The 20,897-nt window shown below is 53.2% G+C and carries 24 protein-coding genes; 6 read left to right on the top strand and 18 right to left on the bottom strand.

Features of this window, described 5'->3' with window-relative positions; translation table 11 throughout:
* Window positions 1-5: 5 nt before the first annotated feature.
* The 7 genes from nanA to zapE form a co-directional block, all read right to left on the bottom strand.
* On the bottom strand, window positions 6-899 hold the full coding sequence (nanA, locus tag NBA72_RS14970; protein WP_001029667.1) for an N-acetylneuraminate lyase: 894 nt from the start codon (window positions 897-899) through the stop codon (window positions 6-8).
* A gap of 134 nt (window positions 900-1,033) precedes the next feature.
* Window positions 1,034-1,825 carry a transcriptional regulator NanR gene (gene nanR / locus NBA72_RS14965; RefSeq protein ID WP_000382926.1) on the bottom strand — a complete coding sequence of 264 codons (792 nt, stop codon included), beginning with the start codon at window positions 1,823-1,825 and terminating at the stop codon, window positions 1,034-1,036.
* 108 nt (window positions 1,826-1,933) lie between these two features.
* On the bottom strand, window positions 1,934-2,434 hold the full coding sequence (sspB, locus tag NBA72_RS14960) for a ClpXP protease specificity-enhancing factor (RefSeq protein ID WP_000366112.1): 501 nt from the start codon (window positions 2,432-2,434) through the stop codon (window positions 1,934-1,936).
* Window positions 2,435-2,439: 5 nt separating this feature from the next.
* Window positions 2,440-3,078, bottom strand: a complete 639-nt coding sequence (gene sspA, locus NBA72_RS14955; protein WP_000257298.1) for a stringent starvation protein SspA — start codon at window positions 3,076-3,078, stop codon at window positions 2,440-2,442.
* A 313-nt stretch (window positions 3,079-3,391) separates the two neighbouring features.
* Entirely contained in the window at window positions 3,392-3,784 is a 393-nt protein-coding gene (gene rpsI, locus NBA72_RS14950; RefSeq protein ID WP_000829815.1) for a 30S ribosomal protein S9, read from the bottom strand.
* Window positions 3,785-3,799: 15 nt separating this feature from the next.
* On the bottom strand, window positions 3,800-4,228 hold the full coding sequence (rplM, locus tag NBA72_RS14945) for a 50S ribosomal protein L13 (RefSeq protein WP_000847559.1): 429 nt from the start codon (window positions 4,226-4,228) through the stop codon (window positions 3,800-3,802).
* Window positions 4,229-4,529: 301 nt separating this feature from the next.
* On the bottom strand, window positions 4,530-5,654 hold the full coding sequence (gene zapE, locus NBA72_RS14940) for a cell division protein ZapE (protein ID WP_042948662.1): 1,125 nt from the start codon (window positions 5,652-5,654) through the stop codon (window positions 4,530-4,532).
* Window positions 5,655-5,846: 192 nt separating this feature from the next.
* Here zapE and zapG point away from each other — a divergent pair, with 192 nt between their 5' ends.
* From zapG to degS, 3 genes are all read left to right on the top strand, one after another.
* The gene (zapG, locus tag NBA72_RS14935) at window positions 5,847-6,245 is read left to right on the top strand and encodes a Z-ring associated protein ZapG (RefSeq protein WP_001519074.1); all 399 of its coding nucleotides are present in this window, start codon (window positions 5,847-5,849) and stop codon (window positions 6,243-6,245) included.
* A 156-nt stretch (window positions 6,246-6,401) separates the two neighbouring features.
* On the top strand, window positions 6,402-7,769 hold the full coding sequence (gene degQ, locus NBA72_RS14930) for a serine endoprotease DegQ (protein ID WP_042948659.1): 1,368 nt from the start codon (window positions 6,402-6,404) through the stop codon (window positions 7,767-7,769).
* A gap of 92 nt (window positions 7,770-7,861) precedes the next feature.
* The gene (gene degS, locus NBA72_RS14925) at window positions 7,862-8,932 is read left to right on the top strand and encodes an outer membrane-stress sensor serine endopeptidase DegS (protein ID WP_000497705.1); all 1,071 of its coding nucleotides are present in this window, start codon (window positions 7,862-7,864) and stop codon (window positions 8,930-8,932) included.
* A 33-nt stretch (window positions 8,933-8,965) separates the two neighbouring features.
* Here the strand turns inward: degS and NBA72_RS14920 are convergent, their stop codons facing one another.
* The 10 genes from NBA72_RS14920 to mdh form a co-directional block, all read right to left on the bottom strand.
* Window positions 8,966-9,697, bottom strand: a complete 732-nt coding sequence (locus tag NBA72_RS14920; protein ID WP_024156722.1) for a triphosphoribosyl-dephospho-CoA synthase — start codon at window positions 9,695-9,697, stop codon at window positions 8,966-8,968.
* A 19-nt stretch (window positions 9,698-9,716) separates the two neighbouring features.
* Window positions 9,717-11,018 (bottom strand): oxalacetate decarboxylase subunit beta, encoded by a 1,302-nt coding sequence (locus NBA72_RS14915; protein WP_042948656.1) that lies wholly within the window; start codon window positions 11,016-11,018, stop codon window positions 9,717-9,719.
* A gap of 12 nt (window positions 11,019-11,030) precedes the next feature.
* A complete protein-coding gene (oadA, locus tag NBA72_RS14910; protein WP_042948654.1) occupies window positions 11,031-12,800 on the bottom strand; it encodes a sodium-extruding oxaloacetate decarboxylase subunit alpha in 1,770 nt (589 codons plus the stop codon).
* 15 nt (window positions 12,801-12,815) lie between these two features.
* Window positions 12,816-13,058, bottom strand: a complete 243-nt coding sequence (locus NBA72_RS14905) for an oxaloacetate decarboxylase subunit gamma (protein WP_000180123.1) — start codon at window positions 13,056-13,058, stop codon at window positions 12,816-12,818.
* A gap of 156 nt (window positions 13,059-13,214) precedes the next feature.
* Window positions 13,215-13,832: a L(+)-tartrate dehydratase subunit beta gene (ttdB, locus tag NBA72_RS14900; protein WP_000162405.1), complete on the bottom strand. Its 618-nt coding sequence runs from the start codon at window positions 13,830-13,832 to the stop codon at window positions 13,215-13,217.
* Entirely contained in the window at window positions 13,832-14,731 is a 900-nt protein-coding gene (gene ttdA / locus NBA72_RS14895) for a L(+)-tartrate dehydratase subunit alpha (RefSeq protein ID WP_000045349.1), read from the bottom strand. The genes ttdB and ttdA overlap by 1 nt, the downstream gene beginning before the upstream one ends.
* 32 nt (window positions 14,732-14,763) lie before the next feature.
* On the bottom strand, window positions 14,764-16,032 hold the full coding sequence (locus tag NBA72_RS14890; RefSeq protein WP_000433390.1) for an SLC13 family permease: 1,269 nt from the start codon (window positions 16,030-16,032) through the stop codon (window positions 14,764-14,766).
* 210 nt (window positions 16,033-16,242) lie between these two features.
* On the bottom strand, window positions 16,243-16,908 hold the full coding sequence (locus NBA72_RS14885; RefSeq protein WP_001171581.1) for a GntR family transcriptional regulator: 666 nt from the start codon (window positions 16,906-16,908) through the stop codon (window positions 16,243-16,245).
* On the bottom strand, window positions 16,895-17,524 hold the full coding sequence (locus tag NBA72_RS14880) for a GntR family transcriptional regulator (RefSeq protein ID WP_000723776.1): 630 nt from the start codon (window positions 17,522-17,524) through the stop codon (window positions 16,895-16,897). Before NBA72_RS14880 ends, NBA72_RS14885 begins: the two co-directional genes overlap by 14 nt.
* 119 nt (window positions 17,525-17,643) lie before the next feature.
* Window positions 17,644-18,582, bottom strand: a complete 939-nt coding sequence (mdh, locus tag NBA72_RS14875) for a malate dehydrogenase (protein WP_000861586.1) — start codon at window positions 18,580-18,582, stop codon at window positions 17,644-17,646.
* 414 nt (window positions 18,583-18,996) lie between these two features.
* Here mdh and argR point away from each other — a divergent pair, with 414 nt between their 5' ends.
* From argR to yhcN-B, 3 genes are all read left to right on the top strand, one after another.
* Window positions 18,997-19,467, top strand: a complete 471-nt coding sequence (gene argR / locus NBA72_RS14870; RefSeq protein ID WP_001257852.1) for a transcriptional regulator ArgR — start codon at window positions 18,997-18,999, stop codon at window positions 19,465-19,467.
* 364 nt (window positions 19,468-19,831) lie between these two features.
* Window positions 19,832-20,095, top strand: coding sequence for a peroxide/acid stress response protein YhcN (gene yhcN / locus NBA72_RS14865; RefSeq protein ID WP_000695693.1), 264 nt, complete (start codon window positions 19,832-19,834; stop codon window positions 20,093-20,095).
* 103 nt (window positions 20,096-20,198) lie between these two features.
* Window positions 20,199-20,465 (top strand): DUF1471 family stress response protein YhcN-B, encoded by a 267-nt coding sequence (yhcN-B, locus tag NBA72_RS14860; RefSeq protein ID WP_000853277.1) that lies wholly within the window; start codon window positions 20,199-20,201, stop codon window positions 20,463-20,465.
* A 59-nt stretch (window positions 20,466-20,524) separates the two neighbouring features.
* Here yhcN-B and NBA72_RS14855 read toward each other — a convergent pair whose 3' ends face one another.
* A complete protein-coding gene (locus NBA72_RS14855) occupies window positions 20,525-20,797 on the bottom strand; it encodes a barstar family protein (RefSeq protein WP_001103887.1) in 273 nt (90 codons plus the stop codon).
* Between the last annotated feature and the right edge of the window lie 100 nt (window positions 20,798-20,897).

Genomic DNA, 20,897 nt, shown 5'->3' with positions numbered 1-20,897 from the left:
TGCTGTTACGCCTTTTCTTCCATCAGTTGTTGAGCCAGCGCCTTGAGCGCCGGCAGGTATTTTTCATCAACAGGCGCGAACGGTTTACGACACAGCGGCACCGATACCACGTCCATATAATGCAGGACCGTTTTCAGGCCGCGGAATACGCCGGTTTTAATCAGTAAATCAATAACCTTATTGCACTCGGTTTGCAGACGCTGCGCTTTCGCCACATCGCCCTCACGTAATGCCTGAACAATCCCCTGATAACGCCAGCCCATAATGTTGTATGTGCTGCCGATACCGCCGTCCGCGCCCGCCAGCAGGCCGGAAGCGAAGATTTCGTCATAACCGTTGTACAGCACCAGATCCGGATGCGCGCGGCGGATCTGCTCCATCTGGAAGAGATCGCCGGAGGTTTGCTTCAGCGCGCTCACGCCCGGTAAGGTCACCAGCGTATTGATCTGATCGAGGGTAAGTTTTACACCGCTTAACGCCGGAATGTTGTATACCACCATCGGCAATCCATCTGCGGAATCAATGATTGCCCGATAATGGTCACAGTGCTCTTCAAAACTGAAAGGGTAATAAAAAGGCGTCACCGCAGAGACCGCATCAAAACCGTAACGCTTTGCGGCGCTGGCAAGCTGCTGGCTTTCTGCGGTGCTTACCGTCCCGACATGGGCGATCAGCGTGATTTTTCCCTTCGCCTCTTCGGCGACAATCTCCAGTACCTGCTCTCTTTCAGCAAGGCTCTGTACGAATGCTTCCCCGGTGGAACCGCCAACATACAGCCCATCGATACCCTGCCCGATGTTAAAACGCACCAGACGGCGCAGGCTTTCGCTATCCAGTTGCTGCTGATGATCAAATGGGGTCAACAACGCCGCCATTACGCCTTGCAATGCTTTTGCCATACCTACCTCTACGGATGATGAATATATTAACTACCTACCTTTATACCTGTTATACCAAATCAAATAAGCAGCAAATAATACAGAACGCTTATAGTGCGATCTGCTTCACTAAACTGGGATCGGAGGCGCGATCGCTACCGCATTTTTTGACTTTTTTTACCGAGCGCGTGCCAGGTAGCGGAAACGCTATTGAGGTGGGTTTGCAGAGCGCGATCCGCTTTATCGGGATCTCGCTGGCGAATGGCATCAACAATCACAATATGCTGTTGATAACTCACGTTATTATGTTCATGCAGCTCACGATCGGGAACGCTTGGGCGGGCGGCGATTAGCCAGTCCAGCAGAGCAACATGAATAGCCATAAAGATCGGATTGCCGGGAATTTCAGCCAACACCCGGTGAAACTCGACATCCGAACGAATAAACAGCGCGTTGTCATCCAGCGACTGGCTATTAATTTCCAGCGCTTTCGTTAACAACGCGATCTGCTCGTCGGTGGCATGTTCCGCCGCATAGCGTACCAGGCTGGATTCAAAGAAAAGCCGTAGCTGTTCAAAGTGAGCGATGCCGCCAGGATGAGTAAGAAAATCTTTCGCCATACCCGACAGTTCGCTGATGATGGTATCAGCAGAGGGGCGCGAGACGCGGGCGCGTTCGCCGTTATTGATTTGCACCAGACCTTTACGCTTCAGCGCAGCTAACGCTTCACGCACGGAGGGACGTCCCACATTGAAGAAGGCCATTAATTCACGTTCAGACGGTAGCTGTTCTCCCTCGCCAAACTCATGACGGCGGATCATCTGCTCCAGCTCTTCCTCAACCATTTCAGACAGTTTTTTACGCGCCAGCGGGCGGCGGCGCAAACTACGCCCGAGGGATGTCGGTGAATCTTCTGCTTGCGAATCAAATGCGTTCATAACGTCCATTCATGAGTGGTCGGTGGCAAATAATAGCAAGCTTATCGTAACACAGCTTCAAAAGCAGGGTGAACCCGCGAGGAGACCAAACAAAACAGGCCCTTCAGGGCCTGTTGATTATTTTACTACGCGTAGCGCCGGACGTCCGCCACGCGGCGGAGGCGGCTCGTCATCAGGGCTACTGTCGTCATCGTGGTCGGGCTTATCGCCATCAATAACGGACATCACGGTCTCGCTTTCCGCGCCTGCGGTATTGTCATCATCATTTAAGCTGACAACGTCTTCATCATAGGCGGCTTCAGGCTCAAACATGGTGCCTGCGCCGTTTTCACGGGCGTAAATCGCCAGCACCGCAGCCAAAGGCACAGAAACCTGACGGGGAACGCCGCCGAAGCGCGCATTAAAACGCACTTCATCATTAGACAGCTCCAGATTACCTACCGCCCGCGGCGCAATATTGAGGACGATTTGCCCATCGCGCGCATATTCCATAGGGACATGCACGCCAGGCAGCATCACATCCACCACCAGATGCGGGGTCAACTGGTTATCCAGCAACCACTCGTAGAAAGCACGCAACAGATAGGGACGACGCGGCGTCAACTGTGACAAATCCATACAGGTTAACCCCGACCGAGGCGCATTTCACGTTCAGCTTCGGTTAAAGAAGCCAGGAAAGAATCACGTTCAAAGACGCGGGTCATATAGCCTTTCAGCTCTTTCGCCCCTGCGCCGCTGAATTCAATACCCAACTGCGGTAAACGCCACAAGAGAGGCGCCAGGTAGCAATCAACCAGGCTGAATTCGTCGCTCAGGAAATACGGTTTCTGACCAAATACCGGCGCAATCGCCAGCAGCTCTTCACGCAGTTGTTTACGCGCAGAGTCGGCCTCGGAAGCAGACCCGTTTACGATGACGTTCATCAGCGTATACCAGTCTTTTTCAATACGGTGCATGTACAGACGGCTTTCACCGCGCGCGACCGGATAAACCGGCATCAGCGGCGGATGAGGGAAACGCTCATCCAGATATTCCATAATGATGCGAGATTCCCACAGGGTCAGCTCACGATCCACCAGTGTCGGAACGCTTTGATTCGGGTTGAGGTCAATCAGATCCTGAGGTGGATTGTCCTTTTCCACATGTTCGATCTCAAAACTAACACCCTTTTCAGCCAACACAATGCGGACCTGATGGCTATAGATGTCAGTAGGACCAGAAAACAGCGTCATTACCGAACGTTTGTTGGCAGCGACAGCCATGAAAACCTCCAGGTATATTCAGAATTTTTACTGCTACCAGCCACAATGTGACCAGCCAGATGTTATGTCACCCAGGGCGAAAAAAGCCATCATTGCTCAGAAACGAGACAAAAAATGAACATTCCCCGCTATTTGGGCAGAAAATTGGATGATAGTTTACCAGATTTTGTGACCTTTGTGGTGAGTCGATTCTGGAATTGGGGAAAAAGAGACAACAATCCGCATTTCATTGTGACAGATAAATGCATTGCCCATAAAAAAACCCGCCGAAGCGGGTTTTTCGCTAACAGTTGTCTGCCGAAGCAGAACCCCATTAACGTTTGGAGAACTGCGGACGACGACGTGCTTTACGCAGGCCGACTTTCTTACGTTCAACCTGACGAGCGTCACGAGTAACGAAGCCAGCTTTACGCAGTTCGCCACGCAGGGACTCGTCGTACTCCATCAGAGCGCGGGTGATACCGTGACGGATCGCACCAGCCTGACCAGAGATACCACCACCTTTAACAGTGATGTACAGATCCAGTTTCTCAACCATGTCGACCAGTTCCAGCGGCTGACGAACTACCATGCGGGCAGTTTCACGACCGAAGTACTGTTCCAGAGAACGTTGGTTGATAACGATTTTACCGTTGCCCGGTTTGATGAAAACGCGAGCTGCGGAACTTTTGCGGCGACCAGTGCCGTAGTATTGATTTTCAGCCATTGCCTATAATCCCGATTAGATGTCAAGAACTTGCGGTTGCTGTGCCGCGTGGTTGTGCTCGTTGCCCGCGTAAACTTTCAGTTTACGGAACATAGCACGACCCAGCGGGCCTTTTGGCAGCATGCCTTTAACCGCGATTTCAATCACACGCTCAGGACGGCGGGCAATCATCTCTTCAAAGGTCGCTTGTTTGATACCACCGATGTGGCCGGTGTGGTGATAGTACACTTTGTCAGTACGCTTGTTGCCGGTTACAGCAACTTTGTCAGCGTTCAGAACGATGATGTAATCACCGGTATCTACGTGCGGAGTGTATTCCGCTTTGTGCTTACCGCGCAGGCGACGAGCCAGTTCAGTAGCCAGACGGCCCAGAGTTTTACCGGTCGCGTCAACAACATACCAGTCGCGTTTTACGGTTTCTGGTTTAGCTGTAAAAGTTTTCATTAAAAGCTTACCCAAATAAATAAGTTACACGTTGGTGAACACCCAAACGTTTAAATAGTTGAGGTTCACACGACAAAGTCCGGTAAACCTACCCCCTCGGATATGTTTGGCCGGCACAGAGAAAGTTTGGGAAAAAACTCTCTTGTAACGTGGGGTCGCAGGATTATAGAGAAGTCCAGGTCAAAGATCGACCCCTTTTTGCGATTTGCCGCGGGTTTTGTTCAGGCCTGGTTCACCCTCCGGTAGGGGAGGTTGCACAGATATGATACCGCACAATGCCGGGGCGCTGCGCTTGTCCGGCTTACGGCATATGCTCCCGCTTGAGGTACTCCGCACTCTGCATCTCTTGCAGGCGCGACAGACAGCGCTGAAATTCAAACTTGAGCCGCTCCCCCTGATAAATCTCATATAACGGCGCGGCGGCGCTGACCACCAGCTTAACGTGGCGCTCGTAAAACTCATCCACCAGCGCAATAAAGCGGCGCGCTTCGCTCTCCATCAGCGGCGTCATGACCGGCACGTCAAACAGCAGAACCGTGTGAAATAACCTTGAGAGCGCAATGTAATCATGCTGGCTGCGGGCCTCGACGCACAGCGTAGCGAAAGAGACCGCTAACGTTTGGTTTTCAACGCCCAGGGTGGATAAAGGGCGATGATTGATTTCCAGCGTCGGAGCATGCTCGCGCGCGGCCCCCGCTAACGCCAGCCACAGTTTATCCATTTGCCGCCGGGTTTCATCATTAAGCGGCGTTAGCCATAAATGGGCCTGCGTCAGCGTCCGCAGCCGGTAATCGACGCCGGCGTCCACATTCATAATGTCGCAGTGCTGTTTAATAGCATCGATAGCCGGCAGGAAGCGGGCGCGTTGCAAACCGTTGCGGTAGAGTTCATCCGGCGGAATATTGGAGGTCGCGACCAGCGTAATGCCGCGTGCAAACAGCGCTTTCATTAAACCGCCCAGCAGCATGGCGTCGGTAATATCGGTGACGAAAAACTCATCGAAACACAGTACGTCCGTCTCGGTTTTAAACCGATCGGCAATAATGTCTAACGGATCGATCTGTCCCTGTAACGCGGTAAGTTCTTCATGCACGCGCAGCATAAACCGATGAAAATGCAGACGTAGTTTTCGCTCGCCCGGCAGGCTGTGGTAGAAGAGATCCATGAGCCAGGTTTTGCCGCGCCCCACGCCCCCCCACATATACAGCCCGCGAACCGGTATTTGCGCGTCCGGTTCGTTTTTGCCTAATAATTTCCCCAGTCGCGCTATCAGTCCGCCGGGTGGCGTAGCCGACGATTTTTTCGCGGTGAGCGCCTGATAAAGGGTTTCCAGACGGTCGACCGCCTCTTTCTGTACGTCGTCAGGCTGATGGGTGCCTTCGTTGAGTGCCTGGAGATAACGCGATGTAGGGGAAAGGCTTTGCATAATGTTATTGTTATTCCTTGAAAATCGATGTGCCGTCGTTCACGGCTGACGAAAAAAAGGCCGTTCTACACTACGCGATATGCTGTCGGGATTCCACTTCTACGGAATTAGCGGTTATAGTGGCATAATCAGGCGCGGGCATGGAGCCTGGAGCCAACACCCTACGGAAACATAAGACAACGGGAGATGTTCATGACCTGGGAATATGCGCTAATTGGATTAGTCGTCGGTATCATCATTGGTGCCGTGGCCATGCGTTTTGGTAATCGTAAGTTACGTCAACAGCAGGCATTGCAGTACGAACTGGAAAAAAACAAAGCTGAGCTGGAAGAGTACCGTGAAGAGCTGGTTAGCCACTTTGCTCGCAGCGCGGAACTGCTGGATACCATGGCGCATGATTATCGCCAGCTGTATCAGCATATGGCGAAAAGCTCCAGCAGCCTGCTGCCGGAAATGTCTGCGGAGTCGAATCCGTTCCGTAACCGTCTGGCGGAGTCTGAGGCGAGCAACGATCAGGCGCCAGTACAAATGCCACGTGATTATTCTGAAGGCGCGTCTGGCCTGTTACGTAGCGGCGCAAAGCGCGATTAATCGCACGCCGTTAAGAAATTTATCGGGCGCATCGCTTGCGCCCTCTCTCTATCTTTCCTGTCCCAGCTATTATCATTGTTACCAGGCTGAAAATTCAATAACATCAATCTGTTTTGAATTGTCTATCCGTTCATTCAAGGTACGAGAGCAGCATCCATGAAAAAACACACCCAGCTGTTAAGTGCATTAGCGTTAAGTGTCGGATTAACTCTTTCGGCACCGTTTCCAGCCCTTGCATCGATACCAGGCCAGGTGCCAGGCCTGGCGACGCTGCCAAGCCTTGCCCCTATGCTGGAGAAAGTGCTGCCTGCTGTCGTCAGCGTAAAAGTCGAGGGAACCGCCGCCCAGAGCCAAAAAGTGCCGGAGGAGTTTAAAAAATTCTTTGGCGAGGATCTGCCAGACCAGCCGTCCCAGCCGTTTGAAGGACTCGGTTCGGGGGTGATTATCGATGCCGCGAAAGGCTATGTATTAACCAATAATCATGTGATTAATCAGGCACAGAAGATCAGTATTCAACTGAATGACGGACGCGAATTCGACGCGAAGCTGATCGGCGGCGACGACCAGAGCGATATCGCTCTGTTACAAATTCAGAATCCCAGCAGGTTAACGCAAATTGCCATCGCCGATTCCGACAAACTCCGCGTCGGCGATTTCGCCGTGGCGGTCGGTAATCCGTTTGGCCTTGGGCAAACCGCCACCTCCGGGATTATTTCAGCGCTGGGACGCAGCGGGCTTAATCTGGAAGGGCTTGAGAACTTTATTCAAACCGATGCCTCTATTAACCGCGGCAACTCCGGCGGCGCGCTGCTTAACCTGAACGGCGAGCTGATCGGGATTAATACCGCGATCCTCGCGCCAGGGGGCGGGAGCATCGGCATTGGCTTTGCTATTCCTTCCAATATGGCGCAGACGCTGGCGCAGCAGTTGATTCAGTTCGGCGAAATCAAACGCGGATTGCTGGGAATTAAAGGCACTGAAATGACCGCTGATATCGCTAAGGCATTCAAACTGAACGTTCAGCGTGGCGCTTTTGTCAGCGAGGTTTTACCCAATTCAGGTTCGGCGAAGGCCGGGGTGAAATCCGGAGACGTGATTATCAGTCTTAACGGTAAGCCGCTGAATAGCTTTGCCGAACTGCGTTCACGTATCGCCACCACCGAACCGGGCACGAAAGTGAAGCTGGGCCTGCTGCGCGATGGTAAGCCGCTGGAGGTGGAAGTCACGCTGGATTCCAATACCTCTTCTTCCGCCAGCGCCGAAATGATCGCCCCGGCGTTGCAAGGCGCGACGTTGAGCGACGGCCAGCTGAAAGACGGGACGAAAGGCGTTAAGGTTGATAGCGTCGAAAAAAGCAGTCCTGCCGCGCAGGCCGGTTTGCAAAAAGATGATGTTATCATCGGCGTTAACCGCGATCGTATCAGTTCTATCGCCGAAATGCGCAAAGTGATGGCGGCAAAACCGTCCATCATTGCTCTTCAGGTAGTACGCGGCAACGAGAACATTTATCTATTGCTGCGCTAATCCTGTCTTAAACCGGGCATCAGCCTGCGATGTGATGTCCGGTTAACTCATGGTATGCTGCTGCCGTTCCCTTTTTTAACGACGCCTCCATCATGTTTGTGAAGCTCTTACGTTCGGTCGCAATAGGTTTAATTGTCGGCGCTATTCTGTTGGCCGTCATGCCTTCTTTGCGCAAAATTAATCCTATCGCCGTCCCGCAATTCGACAGTACCGATGAGACGCCAGCCAGTTATAATTTTGCGGTTCGCCGCGCCGCGCCTGCCGTCGTCAATGTCTATAACCGCAGTATGAACAGTACCGCGCATAATCAACTGGAGATCCGCACGCTGGGTTCCGGCGTAATCATGGATCAACGCGGTTATATTATTACCAACAAGCACGTGATTAACGATGCCGATCAGATTATCGTCGCGCTACAGGATGGCCGCGTCTTTGAAGCGCTACTGGTTGGCTCCGATTCGCTTACCGACCTGGCGGTGCTGAAGATCAACGCCACTGGCGGGCTGCCTACCATCCCGATTAATACAAAGCGTACACCGCATATTGGCGACGTCGTACTGGCTATCGGCAACCCATATAATCTGGGACAGACCATCACCCAGGGAATCATCAGCGCAACGGGTCGTATCGGCCTGAACCCGACGGGGCGACAGAATTTTCTCCAGACCGACGCCTCGATTAACCACGGTAATTCCGGCGGCGCTCTGGTCAACTCGTTAGGCGAACTGATGGGGATCAACACCCTCTCTTTTGATAAGAGTAACGATGGCGAAACGCCGGAAGGCCTTGGTTTTGCGATTCCCTTCCAGCTAGCCACGAAAATTATGGATAAGCTTATCCGCGACGGTCGCGTGATTCGCGGCTATATCGGTATTGGCGGACGAGAAATCGCGCCGCTGCACGCGCAGCAGGGTAGCGGCATGGACCCGATTCAGGGCATTGTCGTTAATGAAGTGACGCCAAACGGCCCCGCCGCGCTTGCCGGTATTCAGGTTAATGATTTGATTATTTCGGTCAATAATAAACCCGCTGTGTCCGCGCTGGAGACGATGGATCAGGTGGCGGAAATCCGCCCGGGCTCCGTCATTCCGGTCGTGGTAATGCGGGATGATAAGCAACTCACGTTCCAGGTGACGGTGCAGGAATACCCGGCGTCGAACTAAAACGACGCGGCTTTTGCCCGCGTCGTTCGACGGCTAGTCAATAAAGACTGGCCCTGCCGGAAAATGCGCCAGGAAACTCGTGAAGATCAGCAGAGCGGGGAGACTTTTCTCCCCGACGGCTTCTTCACGCAGCGCCTTATCCAGTGCAAGCAGGCTGTGCTCCCCCCCTTCCCCCAAAATGCCGCCCATCCAGAGCAGTCGTTGCGCCTGTTGACGCGCATACTGCGATGCGCTTTTCCAGGCGACCAGATGCAGCAACGTTTGTAACAGCAGGATCCGAGACGCGTGACCATCGCGTTGTAATCGCCTGAATACGGGTAATGCAATACTACGTACCGTCGAGAAACCGCTCGCCGCTTCCTCCTCAATCGGCGATAAACCAACAGCCGCCTGTTTGACGAAATCGCATAACTGATTGTGTGTTAATGGCCGCTCGCCTGCGCTCATATACCCTGCGGCAAAACAGAGTAACCCGATACCCTGAGCCCAATCGGTCGATGGCAGAATCCCCTGCGGAACATTCGGTGCCGACATCTGTGCGGCACAAAGCCCCTCGTCGTAACACTGTGCAAAACGTTGCTCATATATTGCTGAGTTGACGCCAGACCACGGCAGCAAATGCAGTGCTGGCTCAAGCTCAGTTATCTGATTCACCGTCTCAACAACATAACGCAAGACGGTTTCTCTGGATGGCATGGATGTACCTTGCCGAAACGCAACCATTTCACTCATTACTGTGTCCTCATTTTGCGGGAGCAGAATCACTGCCCCCGGTTAGATTGGATTACATTGCCAGCACGTATTTCAGCATCACGCCCGCCGCAATGGCCGAACCGATAACCCCCGCCACGTTCGGGCCCATCGCGTGCATCAGCAGGAAGTTCTGCGGGTCCGACTCCAGGCCCACCTTGTTCGATACGCGGGCTGCCATCGGCACCGCCGACACCCCCGCCGAACCGATAAGCGGGTTGATTTTGTTCTTACTGCACAGGTTCAGCAGCTTCGCCATCAGCACCCCGGCGGCAGTCCCGATACCAAAGGCAATCACACCCAGCAGCAGAATGCCCAGCGTCTGCGGCTGCAGGAACTTATCCGCCACCAGCTTCGCGCCCACCGACAGCCCGAGGAAGATGGTGACGATATTAATCAGCCCGTTCTGTACCGTGTCGCTCAGACGCTCCACCACGCCGCTTTCGCGCATCAGATTGCCAAAGCAGAACATCCCCAGCAGCGGCGCCGCGTCCGGCAGCAGCAGCGCCACCAGTAGTAACAGCACCACCGGAAAGAGGATTTTTTCCCGCTTACTCACCGTGCGCAGCTGCACCATGCGGATTCTCCGCTCCTTCTCCGAGGTCAGCGCCTTCATAATCGGCGGCTGGATTAACGGCACCAGCGCCATATACGAGTACGCCGCCACCGCGATGGCCCCCAGCAGCTCCGGCGCCAGCTTGCCCGACAGATAAATGGCCGTCGGACCGTCCGCGCCGCCGATGATGCCTATCGCCGCCGCCTGCGGCAGGGTGAAGGAAATCAGGCCGAAGTAGTTCAGCGTCAGCGCCCCCAGCACGGTGGCGAAGATACCGAACTGCGCCGCCGCCCCCAGCAGCAGGGTGCGCGGGTTGGCCAGCAGCGGGCCGAAGTCGGTCATCGCGCCGACGCCCATGAAGATGACCAGCGGCGCGACGCCGGAGCCAATCGCCACTTTATAGAACAGCGCCAGCACCCCCGGCGTGTAGCCCATGTCCACCGCCAGGCTCTCCATCTGGCCCTGCACCGACGGCAGCGCCAGCGCTAACGCCTCCTTGATGGCGTGCACGTCCGGCGCGCAGTTAAGCTTCGCGGCAATCACCGCCAGCTGCCCGGCGTCGTGATGTGCCAGCAGGCTTTCCAGCGCGGTCAGCGCCATGCCCGCTTCCGGGATGTTGGAGAGCAGGCCGCCGAAGCCAATCGGCAGCAGCAGCAGCGGCTCGAACTTTTTCGCAATCGCCAGCCACAGCAGCAGCAGGCTGACCAGCAGCATGATGGCCTGGCCTGCGCCAAGGTGCATCAGCCCCATGCCCTGAAGCAGGGCGTTCAGACTTTCCATTTCAGTTCTCCGTTACGCCAGCGTCATCAGGGTGTCGCCCACGGAGACGGCGTCCCCGGACTTCACCGCGATACCGCGGACGGTGCCGGCCTGCGCGGCGCGGATTTCGGTTTCCATCTTCATGGCTTCCAGAATCAGCAGCACGTCGCCTTCGGCCACGCTCTGGCCTTCGGTGGCAATCACCTTCCAGATGTTGCCCGCCAGCGGCGCGGTGACCGGGGTGCCTGCGCCTGCCGGGGCGGCTGCCTGAACCGGTGCGGAAGACGGGGTGGCAGCAGTAAGCTGGCTGATATCGCCGCCGTCGCTGACCTTCACCACAAAGGCTTTGCCTTCCACTTCCACGGTGTAGATACCGGAAGCTGCTGCTTTTGCCGGTGCAGCGGCAGGCTGCGCGGCTTCCGCCTGCGGCAGTGGCTCAAACGCCGCCGGATTATTGCGGTTCTCAAGGAATTTGAGACCAATCTGCGGGAACAGCGCCACGGTGAGCACGTCGTCGATGGCGTTTCCCGCAAGCTGAATGCCCTTCTCCTGCGCCTGGCGCCTGACGTCCGCTTCCAGTTCAGCCAGCTCCGGCTTCAGCAGGTCCGCCGGGCGGCAGGTCACCGGAGCGCCCCCTTCCAGCACGCGGGCCTGTAACGCCGCGTTGACCGGCACCGGAGTGTGGCCGTATTCGCCCTTCAGTATCCCGGCGGTTTCCTTCGCGATGGTCTTGTAGCGCTCGCCGGTCAGGACGTTGAGCACCGCCTGGGTGCCGACAATCTGCGAGGTGGGGGTCACCAGCGGGATAAAGCCGAGGTCCTCGCGCACGCGGGGGATTTCCGCCAGCACCTGGTCGAGTTTGTCCGCCGCGTTCTGCTGCTTCAGCTGGCTTTCGAGGTTAGTGAGCATTCCGCCCGGCACCTGCGCCACAAGGATGCGGCTGTCGTAGCCTTTCAGCTGGCCTTCAAAGGCGTGGTACTTTTTGCGCACCTCGCGGAAGTAGGCCGCGATGCTCTCCAGCTTCAGGATATCCAGCCCGGTGTCATGCTCAGTACCTGCCAACGTCGCCACCAGCGCCTCGGTGGCCGGGTGGCCGTAGGTAGCGCTCATGGAGGAAATCGCCGTGTCGACGCCGTCGACGCCCGCCTCGATGGCCTTCAGCAGCGCCATCTCCGCCATCCCGGTGGTGGCGTGACAGTGCAGGTGCAGGCGCACCTCAAAACGTTTTTTGATTTCGCTGACCAGCTCATACGCCGCCATCGGCGTGAGAATGCCGGACATATCCTTGATGGCAATCGAGTCAACGCCGGTCTCTAACAACTGTTCGGTTAAGTCCAGCCAGGTCTGCAGCGTGTGTGCCGGACTGGTGGTATAGCTCAGCGTGCCCTGAGCGTGCGCGCCGTGGCTGCGCACCGCCTGTAATGCCGCCTTCATATTGCGCGGGTCGTTCATGGCGTCGAAGACGCGGAACACATCCATGCCGTTTTTCACCGCGCGTTCAACGAAGCGCTCCACCACATCATCGGCGTAGTGGCGGTAGCCGAGCAGGTTCTGGCCGCGCAGCAGCATCTGCAGCGGGGTTTTCGGCATGGCTTTTTTGAGTTCGCGCAGGCGCAGCCACGGGTCTTCGCCGAGAAAGCGGATACAGGCGTCAAAGGTGGCGCCGCCCCAGCACTCCAGCGAGCCGTAGCCCACGTCGTCGAGCTGAGCGGCAATCGGCAGCATATCGTCAAGGCGCAGGCGGGTGGCGAACAGGGACTGGTGGGCGTCACGCAGGACGACGTCGGTAATGGCAATAGTCATGGATCCCTCCGGGAATTAAGCGTTAAGGCGGTGATGGTGAATGGCGGCGGCAATCACCGGCTTTAAGCGGGTGAAGTCGTCCACGACGGGAACGGCGCGCGGTGCGGGCGCGGCGACGGGTTCCGGGAAGAAGCGAGTAATCACGGCAGACATGCCGCGAATGGCGAAAATCAGCAGGAACAGAAACGCCAGCACGAATCCCATGCCGAGGAACATCAGGGTGAAGCCTTCACCTAATAGCAGAGCTGCATTAGTCATAAAATAGCCTTCAGGCAGGAGGCACGATAATGGGGCTATTTATGACGATGAAATAATAAGGGTGGATTTCCCTGAGCCGCCCCCGGCCAGAGCCCTTGGTTATTATTATCGTCATAACGTATTACCACCATTATCGTGCAATTTACGTAATCAGGTTTATTTGATGAAACTTACGTTCTGGCATATTTCATCAGCGACGATCTCTTTACGCTGATTAAAAATAATTTTGTTCTGTTCAAACAGATTATTCCCATGGGTATCAATAGAAACAATCAGCGGGCCAAACTCTTTAACCCGACAGACCCACAGAGTTTCCGGCATCCCCAGATCGCGCCATTGGGCATCTTCAATTTCTTCCACGCACACGGCGGCTACAACCGCACAACCGGCAGGGAATACGCAGTGCAGCGCTTTGTGTTCAGCACAGCCCTCTTCGGTACCTTTACCCATACCGCCTTTACCCACAATTAATTTCACGCCGGTTTGCGCAATAAACTCTTTTTCGAATTTCTCCATACGCATGCTGGTGGTTGGGCCAACGGAGACCATTTCAAACTTATCGTCTTCGCCTTTAATTGGGCGGACAATGGGGCCAGCGTGTAAAATAGCGCCGCCGCGAACATCTACCGGAAGTTCGCGACCACCTTCAATTAAACGGCGATGGGCTACGTCACGGCAGGTAACAATATGACCGTTGAGATAAATAATATCGCCAGCCTTAATATCCGCTAAATCTTCATCTTTAATTGGCGTAGTCAGGATTTTTTTAGTCATCAGAAATTCACTCCGCTGTGAGACGTAATGGTGTAATTCAAATCTTTATCGAAAACGATATGCCCTTTACGGTGCGACCAGCAGCCGACGTTTACCGCCACGCCGATGGTAGAAGGATGACGCGCGGTGTTTTCAATGTTCACGCCCATAACGGAGGTATTACCGGACATCCCCTGCGGCCCCAGGCCAATTTTGTTAATGCCGTCTTCCAGCATTTTTTCCAGCGAGGCTGCACGCTCATTCTCGTTATGCGAACCGATCGGACGCATCAGCGCTTTTTTCGATAGCAGTGCCGCCGTTTCAACAGAGGTCGCTACGCCCACGCCAACCAGCAGCGGCGGACACGCGTTGAGGCCGTAGCTGGTCATCACATCCAGTACAAAGCGGGTCACACCTTCATAGCCTGCACCCGGCATCAGCACCATCGCTTTCCCCGGCAGAGAACAACCGCCGCCCGCCATATAGGTATAAATGCTGCACTGATCGGAATTGGGAACGATCTCCCAGAAGACCGTCGGCGTGCCTTTACCCACGTTTTTACCGGTGTTGTATTCATCAAAAGTTTCTACGCTGTTGTGGCGCAGCGGAGAATCTACAGTTGCTTTGATCACCGCTTCACGCAACAACGCTTCCAGCTCGCCAATCAGCGGAAAGTTCGTCCCGCACTCCACCAGAAACTGAATGACACCGGTGTCCTGGCAGGAAGGTCGATCCAGCTCTTTCGCCAGACGCTGGTTCTCAATCATGGTAGTAAAGATGACGTCGGCCAGTTTACTGGTCTCTTTCTTATGCAAATCTTCCAGTTTTGCAGTGACATCATCAGGCAAAACTTTGCCGGTATATCCCACAAACTTGGCCATAACGTCGGTCATATGGGATATCTGTTCACTTTTGCTCATAAATGCTCCTTAGTCAGAACAGCTTCCGTTAATTACGGATGAAAAGGGAAAAGGATTGGCAGCAGGATCAAGCTGACAATGGTTGAAACGATAATCAGGGGGATACCGGCCTTAGCGTAGTCGACAAATTTATAGCCACCCGCGGAGAGCACCATCATGTTGGCAGGCATACCGATAGGGGTTGCGTAGGCGCAGGAACCGCCAATGACCGTCGCCATCAGAACCGCACGCGGGTCGGCCCCCATGCCTGCGGCAATGGACAAACTCACCGGCACCAATAGCGCTGTCGTTGCGGTATTGGACATAAAGTTGGTCATCACAACGGATAAGGCGAAAACGGCGATCAGCAACATGAACGGTGAGGAGTTTTGCCCCAGCATGCCGATTACATAGTCCGCAACCAGCTTGCCTGCCCCGGTCATTTCCAGCGCTTTTGCCAGCGCCAGGGTGCCGCCAAAGATAAAAATAGTCTGTGAATCAATGGCTTTATAGGCCTGTTTTTCCGTGAGTACGCCGCTTACTACCAGCACAAGAGCGCCAATACAACCGGTCACGGCCAGGCTGACACCGATCTTCTTCTCAAAGATCATGCCGAGGATCGTTGCGATCAACACCACCAGTGAGAGCCGTTGTTTCCACTGTGGAACATGGCTGTAGTCACGTTGCTCCCCGACGCTCCCCACCTCACCGCCGGTCGCATTATTCGGCAGAAAGCGATAGCCAATAGTCAGGAAGTAGAGAATGCCGCAGATGAGCATCGGGAGACCGATTTTTGCGTATTCAAAAAAGCCAAAGCCGCCGCCAATATTCTGTAGCGCAGACTGCGCGATAAGATTTCCCGGCGCGCCAATTAACGACAGGTTACCGCCCAACGCAGCGGCGAAAACCAGCGGCATCAGTAGACGAGAACGCGAGAAGCCCGATTTTGCCGCCACGCCGATCACCACCGGAATCAAAACCGCAGCGGTACCGGTGTTAGAGAGGACGCCAGACATCAAACCCACCACCACCATAATGGTGAAGATCAGCTGTTTTTCTGTTTTCGCGAAGCGCGTGATGACGCCGCCCACTTTGTTTGCCATACCGGTCTCGAACAACGCGCCGCCTACGATGAACATCGCGACAAAGAGGATGACGTTAGTGTCGATAAAGCCAGCAAAGGCCTGTTTGATATTCAGAACTCCAGTGATCACTAAGGCCACGCAGACAATCATGGAAGTGACTGCCAGTGGCACTTTTTCCCATACAAACATGACGATAGCGAACACCAATAAACATAAGGTAAGGGTAATGGGTTCCATATTTATAATTATCCAATCAATGATATATGATATTGTATCCAATGTTGACAGGGAGAAATTATTCCCATACAAAAACTAAGTCAAATCGTTTCTCAGGAAAGATGCAGGAGTGGGATCTACATCAAGATCGTGGTTAGATCGTTACTGGACGTGATTAATAGAATTGAAGAATTGGTTGAAGCGCCTGCGATGCTCACGCAGGCGAAAAGATCAGGCAGAAGGGTCACCAACATAGCGGGTCAGCATATTCTCCATTGAGCGAATAATGTGTTCGCGCATGCGCTGGCGTGCCAATGTTTCATCATGAAGTTCAAGAGCTTGCAGAATACTTTTATGTTCCTGAATGGAAATCACGGCATACTCTTCTTCGGTGACCTTATGGCCCATCGACAGGCCGTTCCACATATTACAGAGCAACATTTTCATTTTTTCGTTGCCAGCAACATTCCATATTTCCATATGAAATGCCTGATTCAGGTCGGAGTATTCCGCCGAGTTATTTTCCGCGAGAGCCTTTTCAGCGGCATAATGCACCTGGGCTATCCGCGAGATATCGGTGCCAGGACGAGAAGCTTTAGCCACCGCCTCACTTTCTAACAGCGCGCGAATTTCATAGTGTTCGCGGATCGTTTGTTCATTGATGCCCAACACCACCGCCCCTTTATTAGGGCGCACTTTTATCAGCCCATCCGCCGCCAGAATCTGAAACGCCTCGCGCACTGGCATACTGGACACGCCGACCATTCCGGCAATGCCTTCTAACGTAATCTCCTGCCCTTCCACTAACTCCCTCGAAAGAATCGCTTTACGCAGCACTGCCGCGACCTGTTCTTTCGCTGAAAGAAGCTTAATCTTCCCTAACTTAGGCTTCTGCACTTTCCCAATCCTTCATATGTTGACGCATTATTTCTGCTAAAGAGAGGAAATAACGCTGCATAACTTGCCCAATCTCATCACGCCGCCCCTGGCGTATGACGTCAGCCAGTTCAGCGAAAAGCTGCGCCGACTCCTGATTATCTTTTTTCAGATGCAAAATAACATAAGAGACATAACCGTCCAGGAACTGCTGATACACCTTTTCCAGATAGCGGTTATTCACATAAGAAATCAGCATCGCATGACACTCCAGTTCGCAGGATTTGTCTTCTGCGACAGCCAGCGCTTGCGCACGTATCAGGAGGGCATCGCCTACTTCGCTGGGTATCAGCGAAAACATTTCGGCGGCCATCGCGGCAATTACGCGAAAAATATGACTCACGCGATCGGCCTCAAGATGCGCGACCTGCATGTGCCTGTTGGGCAGTCGGATTAAAAAACCTTCCTGTTCGAGTGACTGTAGCGCTTCTCGAACCGGCATTCGTGAAAGACCGAGCTGCTCCGCAATACTTTCCTGCGCGAGTTCTTCTCCCGCTTTTATATTGCCGGAAAGAATTTCATAGCGAAGCATTTGCGTAATGTGATCGCGGGTTTGCGTTCTTTGGATCTTTTTCACGACGTTCTCGTTAATAACCGATAAGACGTGAGGAGTTTAGCAGATTTAGTGCTTGATTTCGTGGCTTGTTTACAGTCAAAGAAGCCGGAGCAAAAGCCCCGGCATCGGGCAGGAACAGCTTATTTATTAATAAAATCTTCACCCAACTGAATATCTTTTTTCAGCGTATCCAGCATAGCGTCCAGCGAATGTTGCTCGAAAGCGCTCAGTGTGCCGATGGATTTACGCTCTTCTACACCGTTTTTACCCAGCAGCAGCGGCTGAGAGAAGAAACGGGCATACTGACCGTCGCCTTCCACATAGGCGCATTCCACCACGCCTTTTTCGCCCTGCAGAGCGCGAACCAGAGAAAGACCGAAACGTGCGGCAGCCTGACCCATAGAGAGGGTTGCCGATCCGCCGCCGGCTTTCGCCTCGACGACTTCAGTACCGGCGTTCTGAATACGTTTAGTCAGCTCGGCCGCTTCTTGTTCGGTAAAACTTACGCCTGGAATCTGCGACAGCAGCGGCAGAATCGTCACGCCGGAGTGCCCGCCAATCACCGGGACTTCAACTTCCGTTGGCAGCTTACCTTTCAGCTCTGCAACAAAGGTATTAGAGCGGATGATATCCAGCGTGGTGACGCCAAACAGTTTGTTTTTGTCGTATACGCCTGCTTTTTTCAGCACTTCCGCCGCAATCGCAACGGTGGTGTTCACCGGGTTGGTGATAATACCCACGCACGCTTTCGGGCAGGTTTTAGCGATCTGCTGCACCAGGTTTTTCACGATGCCGGCGTTAACGTTAAACAGGTCGGAACGGTCCATACCCGGCTTACGCGCCACACCCGCAGAAATCAGTACTACGTCAGCGCCTTCAAGCGCCGGGGTTGCGTCTTCACCGGAGAAACCTTTGATTTTTACAGCGGTGGGGATGTGGCTCAAATCAACGGCCACACCGGGAGTCACTGGAGCGATGTCGTACAGGGAGAGTTCTGAACCTGAAGGCAGTTGGTTTTTTAAAAGTAATGCCAGCGCCTGACCGATACCACCAGCAGCGCCGAGGACTGCGACTTTCATCCTAAACTCCTTATTATATGATTAGCTAAGTGTCTATTGCTCCGCGGCGGCGACCTTAATTCACAAATTCAATGATTACAATCCTCACTCATCAAGAATGCGGAGTCGCGCAATTTTGGCTTTTATGCATTTAATTTGCGTAATCCGGATCGGCTGCAACCAGAGAGCAACGTTCCTACAGGTGGTGACAATATACCCTACTATCCTCTCAAAACAACATCATTTTGATAACAATTAATTTACTTTTAATCTTATTTGCGAGGCGTGACACAGGCATGTTTCTTGATAACGAAATTTGATAAAATTCCGCTCTTTCATAACATTATTTCAGCCTTAAACAAGGCAGACTGTTTGCATAAAAATTCATCTGTATGCACAATAATGTTGTTTCTACCGCCATATTACGGGTGACTTATGCGAAGCTCGGCTAAACAAGAAGAACTAGTAAGAGCGTTTAAAGCGCTCCTCAAAGAAGAAAAATTCAGCTCACAGGGCGAAATCGTCCTCGCGTTGCAGGATCAGGGCTTTGAAAATATCAATCAGTCCAAGGTCTCGCGCATGTTGACTAAGTTCGGCGCAGTGCGTACACGTAACGCAAAAATGGAAATGGTGTACTGTCTTCCGGCTGAACTGGGCGTCCCAACAACATCCAGTCCGTTGAAAAATCTGGTGCTGGATATCGACTATAACGACGCTGTCGTGGTGATTCATACCAGCCCCGGCGCGGCACAACTCATCGCGCGCCTGCTGGATTCACTGGGGAAAGCAGAAGGTATTCTCGGCACGATTGCCGGCGACGATACTATCTTCACTACGCCTGCCAGCGGATTTTCCGTAAGAGATCTGTACGAAGCCATTCTGGAACTTTTTGAACAAGAGCTCTAGTCCCACTTCCTCCGTCGTCGTACGGCGGAGGCACCTTTTTGTCCTCTCCCCTCGCCGCTTTCCTGTACGGCTATCATTTGGCAAATCATGCCCTTAAACATTCACCGCATGAATGACAAATCAAAAAAAAGCACAAAATGTCAAATTTTTTAACCAATTGATTTTCTTTTATTTTTTAAAAGGCAGCGGCGAAAAACAGCAATTTTAATTCCATAACGTTATAAAAAATAAAATTTTTAATGTCTTTAAAAAGCAGAAACAATTAGCGTGGTATTAATTAATCGCGTGATTAGTGTATACTTAATTTTGTGATGAGGGTCACGAAACAAAGACCCCAGTAAAGGAATTCGACGAGGTAAAAATCATGAAAATCAAAACCACTGTTGCAACATTAAGTATTCTGTCCGTTCTCTCTTTTGGCGCTTTCGCCGCAGAACCTATCAGCGCAGAGCAAGCGCAAAATCGTGAAGCAATCGGATCGGTTTCAGTCAGCGCTATCGGCTCATCGCCTATGGATATGAATGCCATGCTGAGCAAAAAAGCGGATGAACAAGGCGCTACGGCCTACCACATTACCGAAGCGCGTAGCGGCAGCAACTGGCACGCCACTGCCGAACTGTACAAATAAAATTCACCTGCCATCGCATATAACGTGTCATTGCTTCGCGGAGATATCGCATAAGAAAAGCCCATTAATCCGCGAGGTTGACCCTATAAAGGAATAAAAGACCATGAAAACGAAATACATTATCGCATCACTCGGCCTGGCCACTCTGCTCTCTTTCGGCGCAAATGCCGCAGTACATCAGGTCAACGCGGAACAGGCGCAGAATCTGCAACCGATGGGCACCATTTCCGTCTCGCAGATTGGCAGTACGCCAATGGATATGCGCCAGGAGATCGTCGCTAAAGCCGAAAAAGCAGGCGCTAATAGCTATCGCATCATCGAATTAAAAGAAGGTGATAACTGGCACGCCACCGCCGAGTTGTATAAGTAAACCCTCGTCGTCTAACCCGACGACTTGCCCCCGCCTGTCGGGGGCTTTTTTATGCTTTTTCAATGCCGGACATTAAACCGTAGCCGCCCCTCCAGCTCTTCTTCCGCTTCATCAAAGAGTAAAATCAGCGCCCCGTAGCGCCTGCGCAGTTTATCAGGCAGGTGAACGAACTCAATCTCTAGCGGTAGAGGTAAGATATCGCTCATTACCGCATCCCATAATGTATCAAGATCGCTTACTTTCTCACTGGCAAGACCAAACGTCTGCGTAAACTCGCGATAAAAATCGCTTTGGTTTTTAATATCATTAAAATCAAAAGTATAGACATTCATAGCCAGCCACCATCCCCGACAGACAATTGTCTGTTTTACTACTAAGCATCATTATGCAGAGGTTTCACTTCCAGAAACGCTTTTAGCCCCGGAGCACTCT

This window comes from Salmonella sp. NW1250, from assembly GCF_051812965.1.
Lineage (GTDB): Bacteria > Pseudomonadota > Gammaproteobacteria > Enterobacterales > Enterobacteriaceae > Salmonella > Salmonella enterica.
Note: the sequence above shows the minus strand (reverse complement) of the source record. Positions and strands in the feature narration are given on the sequence as shown.

Bases quoted from the DNA above. Each gene is read 5' to 3' on its own strand.
- nanA (WP_001029667.1), bottom strand. From the start codon at position 899: ATGGCAAAAGCATTGCAAGGCGTAATGGCGGCGTTGTTGACCCCATTT.
- nanR (WP_000382926.1), bottom strand. From the start codon at position 1,825: ATGGACGTTATGAACGCATTTGATTCGCAAGCAGAAGATTCACCGACA.
- sspB (WP_000366112.1), bottom strand. From the start codon at position 2,434: ATGGATTTGTCACAGTTGACGCCGCGTCGTCCCTATCTGTTGCGTGCT.
- sspA (WP_000257298.1), bottom strand. From the start codon at position 3,078: ATGGCTGTCGCTGCCAACAAACGTTCGGTAATGACGCTGTTTTCTGGT.
- rpsI (WP_000829815.1), bottom strand. From the start codon at position 3,784: ATGGCTGAAAATCAATACTACGGCACTGGTCGCCGCAAAAGTTCCGCA.
- rplM (WP_000847559.1), bottom strand. From the start codon at position 4,228: ATGAAAACTTTTACAGCTAAACCAGAAACCGTAAAACGCGACTGGTAT.
- zapE (WP_042948662.1), bottom strand. From the start codon at position 5,654: ATGCAAAGCCTTTCCCCTACATCGCGTTATCTCCAGGCACTCAACGAA.
- zapG (WP_001519074.1), top strand. From the start codon at position 5,847: ATGACCTGGGAATATGCGCTAATTGGATTAGTCGTCGGTATCATCATT.
- degQ (WP_042948659.1), top strand. From the start codon at position 6,402: ATGAAAAAACACACCCAGCTGTTAAGTGCATTAGCGTTAAGTGTCGGA.
- degS (WP_000497705.1), top strand. From the start codon at position 7,862: ATGTTTGTGAAGCTCTTACGTTCGGTCGCAATAGGTTTAATTGTCGGC.
- NBA72_RS14915 (WP_042948656.1), bottom strand. From the start codon at position 11,018: ATGGAAAGTCTGAACGCCCTGCTTCAGGGCATGGGGCTGATGCACCTT.
- oadA (WP_042948654.1), bottom strand. From the start codon at position 12,800: ATGACTATTGCCATTACCGACGTCGTCCTGCGTGACGCCCACCAGTCC.
- NBA72_RS14905 (WP_000180123.1), bottom strand. From the start codon at position 13,058: ATGACTAATGCAGCTCTGCTATTAGGTGAAGGCTTCACCCTGATGTTC.
- ttdB (WP_000162405.1), bottom strand. From the start codon at position 13,832: ATGACTAAAAAAATCCTGACTACGCCAATTAAAGATGAAGATTTAGCG.
- ttdA (WP_000045349.1), bottom strand. From the start codon at position 14,731: ATGAGCAAAAGTGAACAGATATCCCATATGACCGACGTTATGGCCAAG.
- NBA72_RS14890 (WP_000433390.1), bottom strand. From the start codon at position 16,032: ATGGAACCCATTACCCTTACCTTATGTTTATTGGTGTTCGCTATCGTC.
- mdh (WP_000861586.1), bottom strand. From the start codon at position 18,582: ATGAAAGTCGCAGTCCTCGGCGCTGCTGGTGGTATCGGTCAGGCGCTG.
- argR (WP_001257852.1), top strand. From the start codon at position 18,997: ATGCGAAGCTCGGCTAAACAAGAAGAACTAGTAAGAGCGTTTAAAGCG.
- yhcN (WP_000695693.1), top strand. From the start codon at position 19,832: ATGAAAATCAAAACCACTGTTGCAACATTAAGTATTCTGTCCGTTCTC.
- yhcN-B (WP_000853277.1), top strand. From the start codon at position 20,199: ATGAAAACGAAATACATTATCGCATCACTCGGCCTGGCCACTCTGCTC.
- NBA72_RS14855 (WP_001103887.1), bottom strand. From the start codon at position 20,797: ATGAATGTCTATACTTTTGATTTTAATGATATTAAAAACCAAAGCGAT.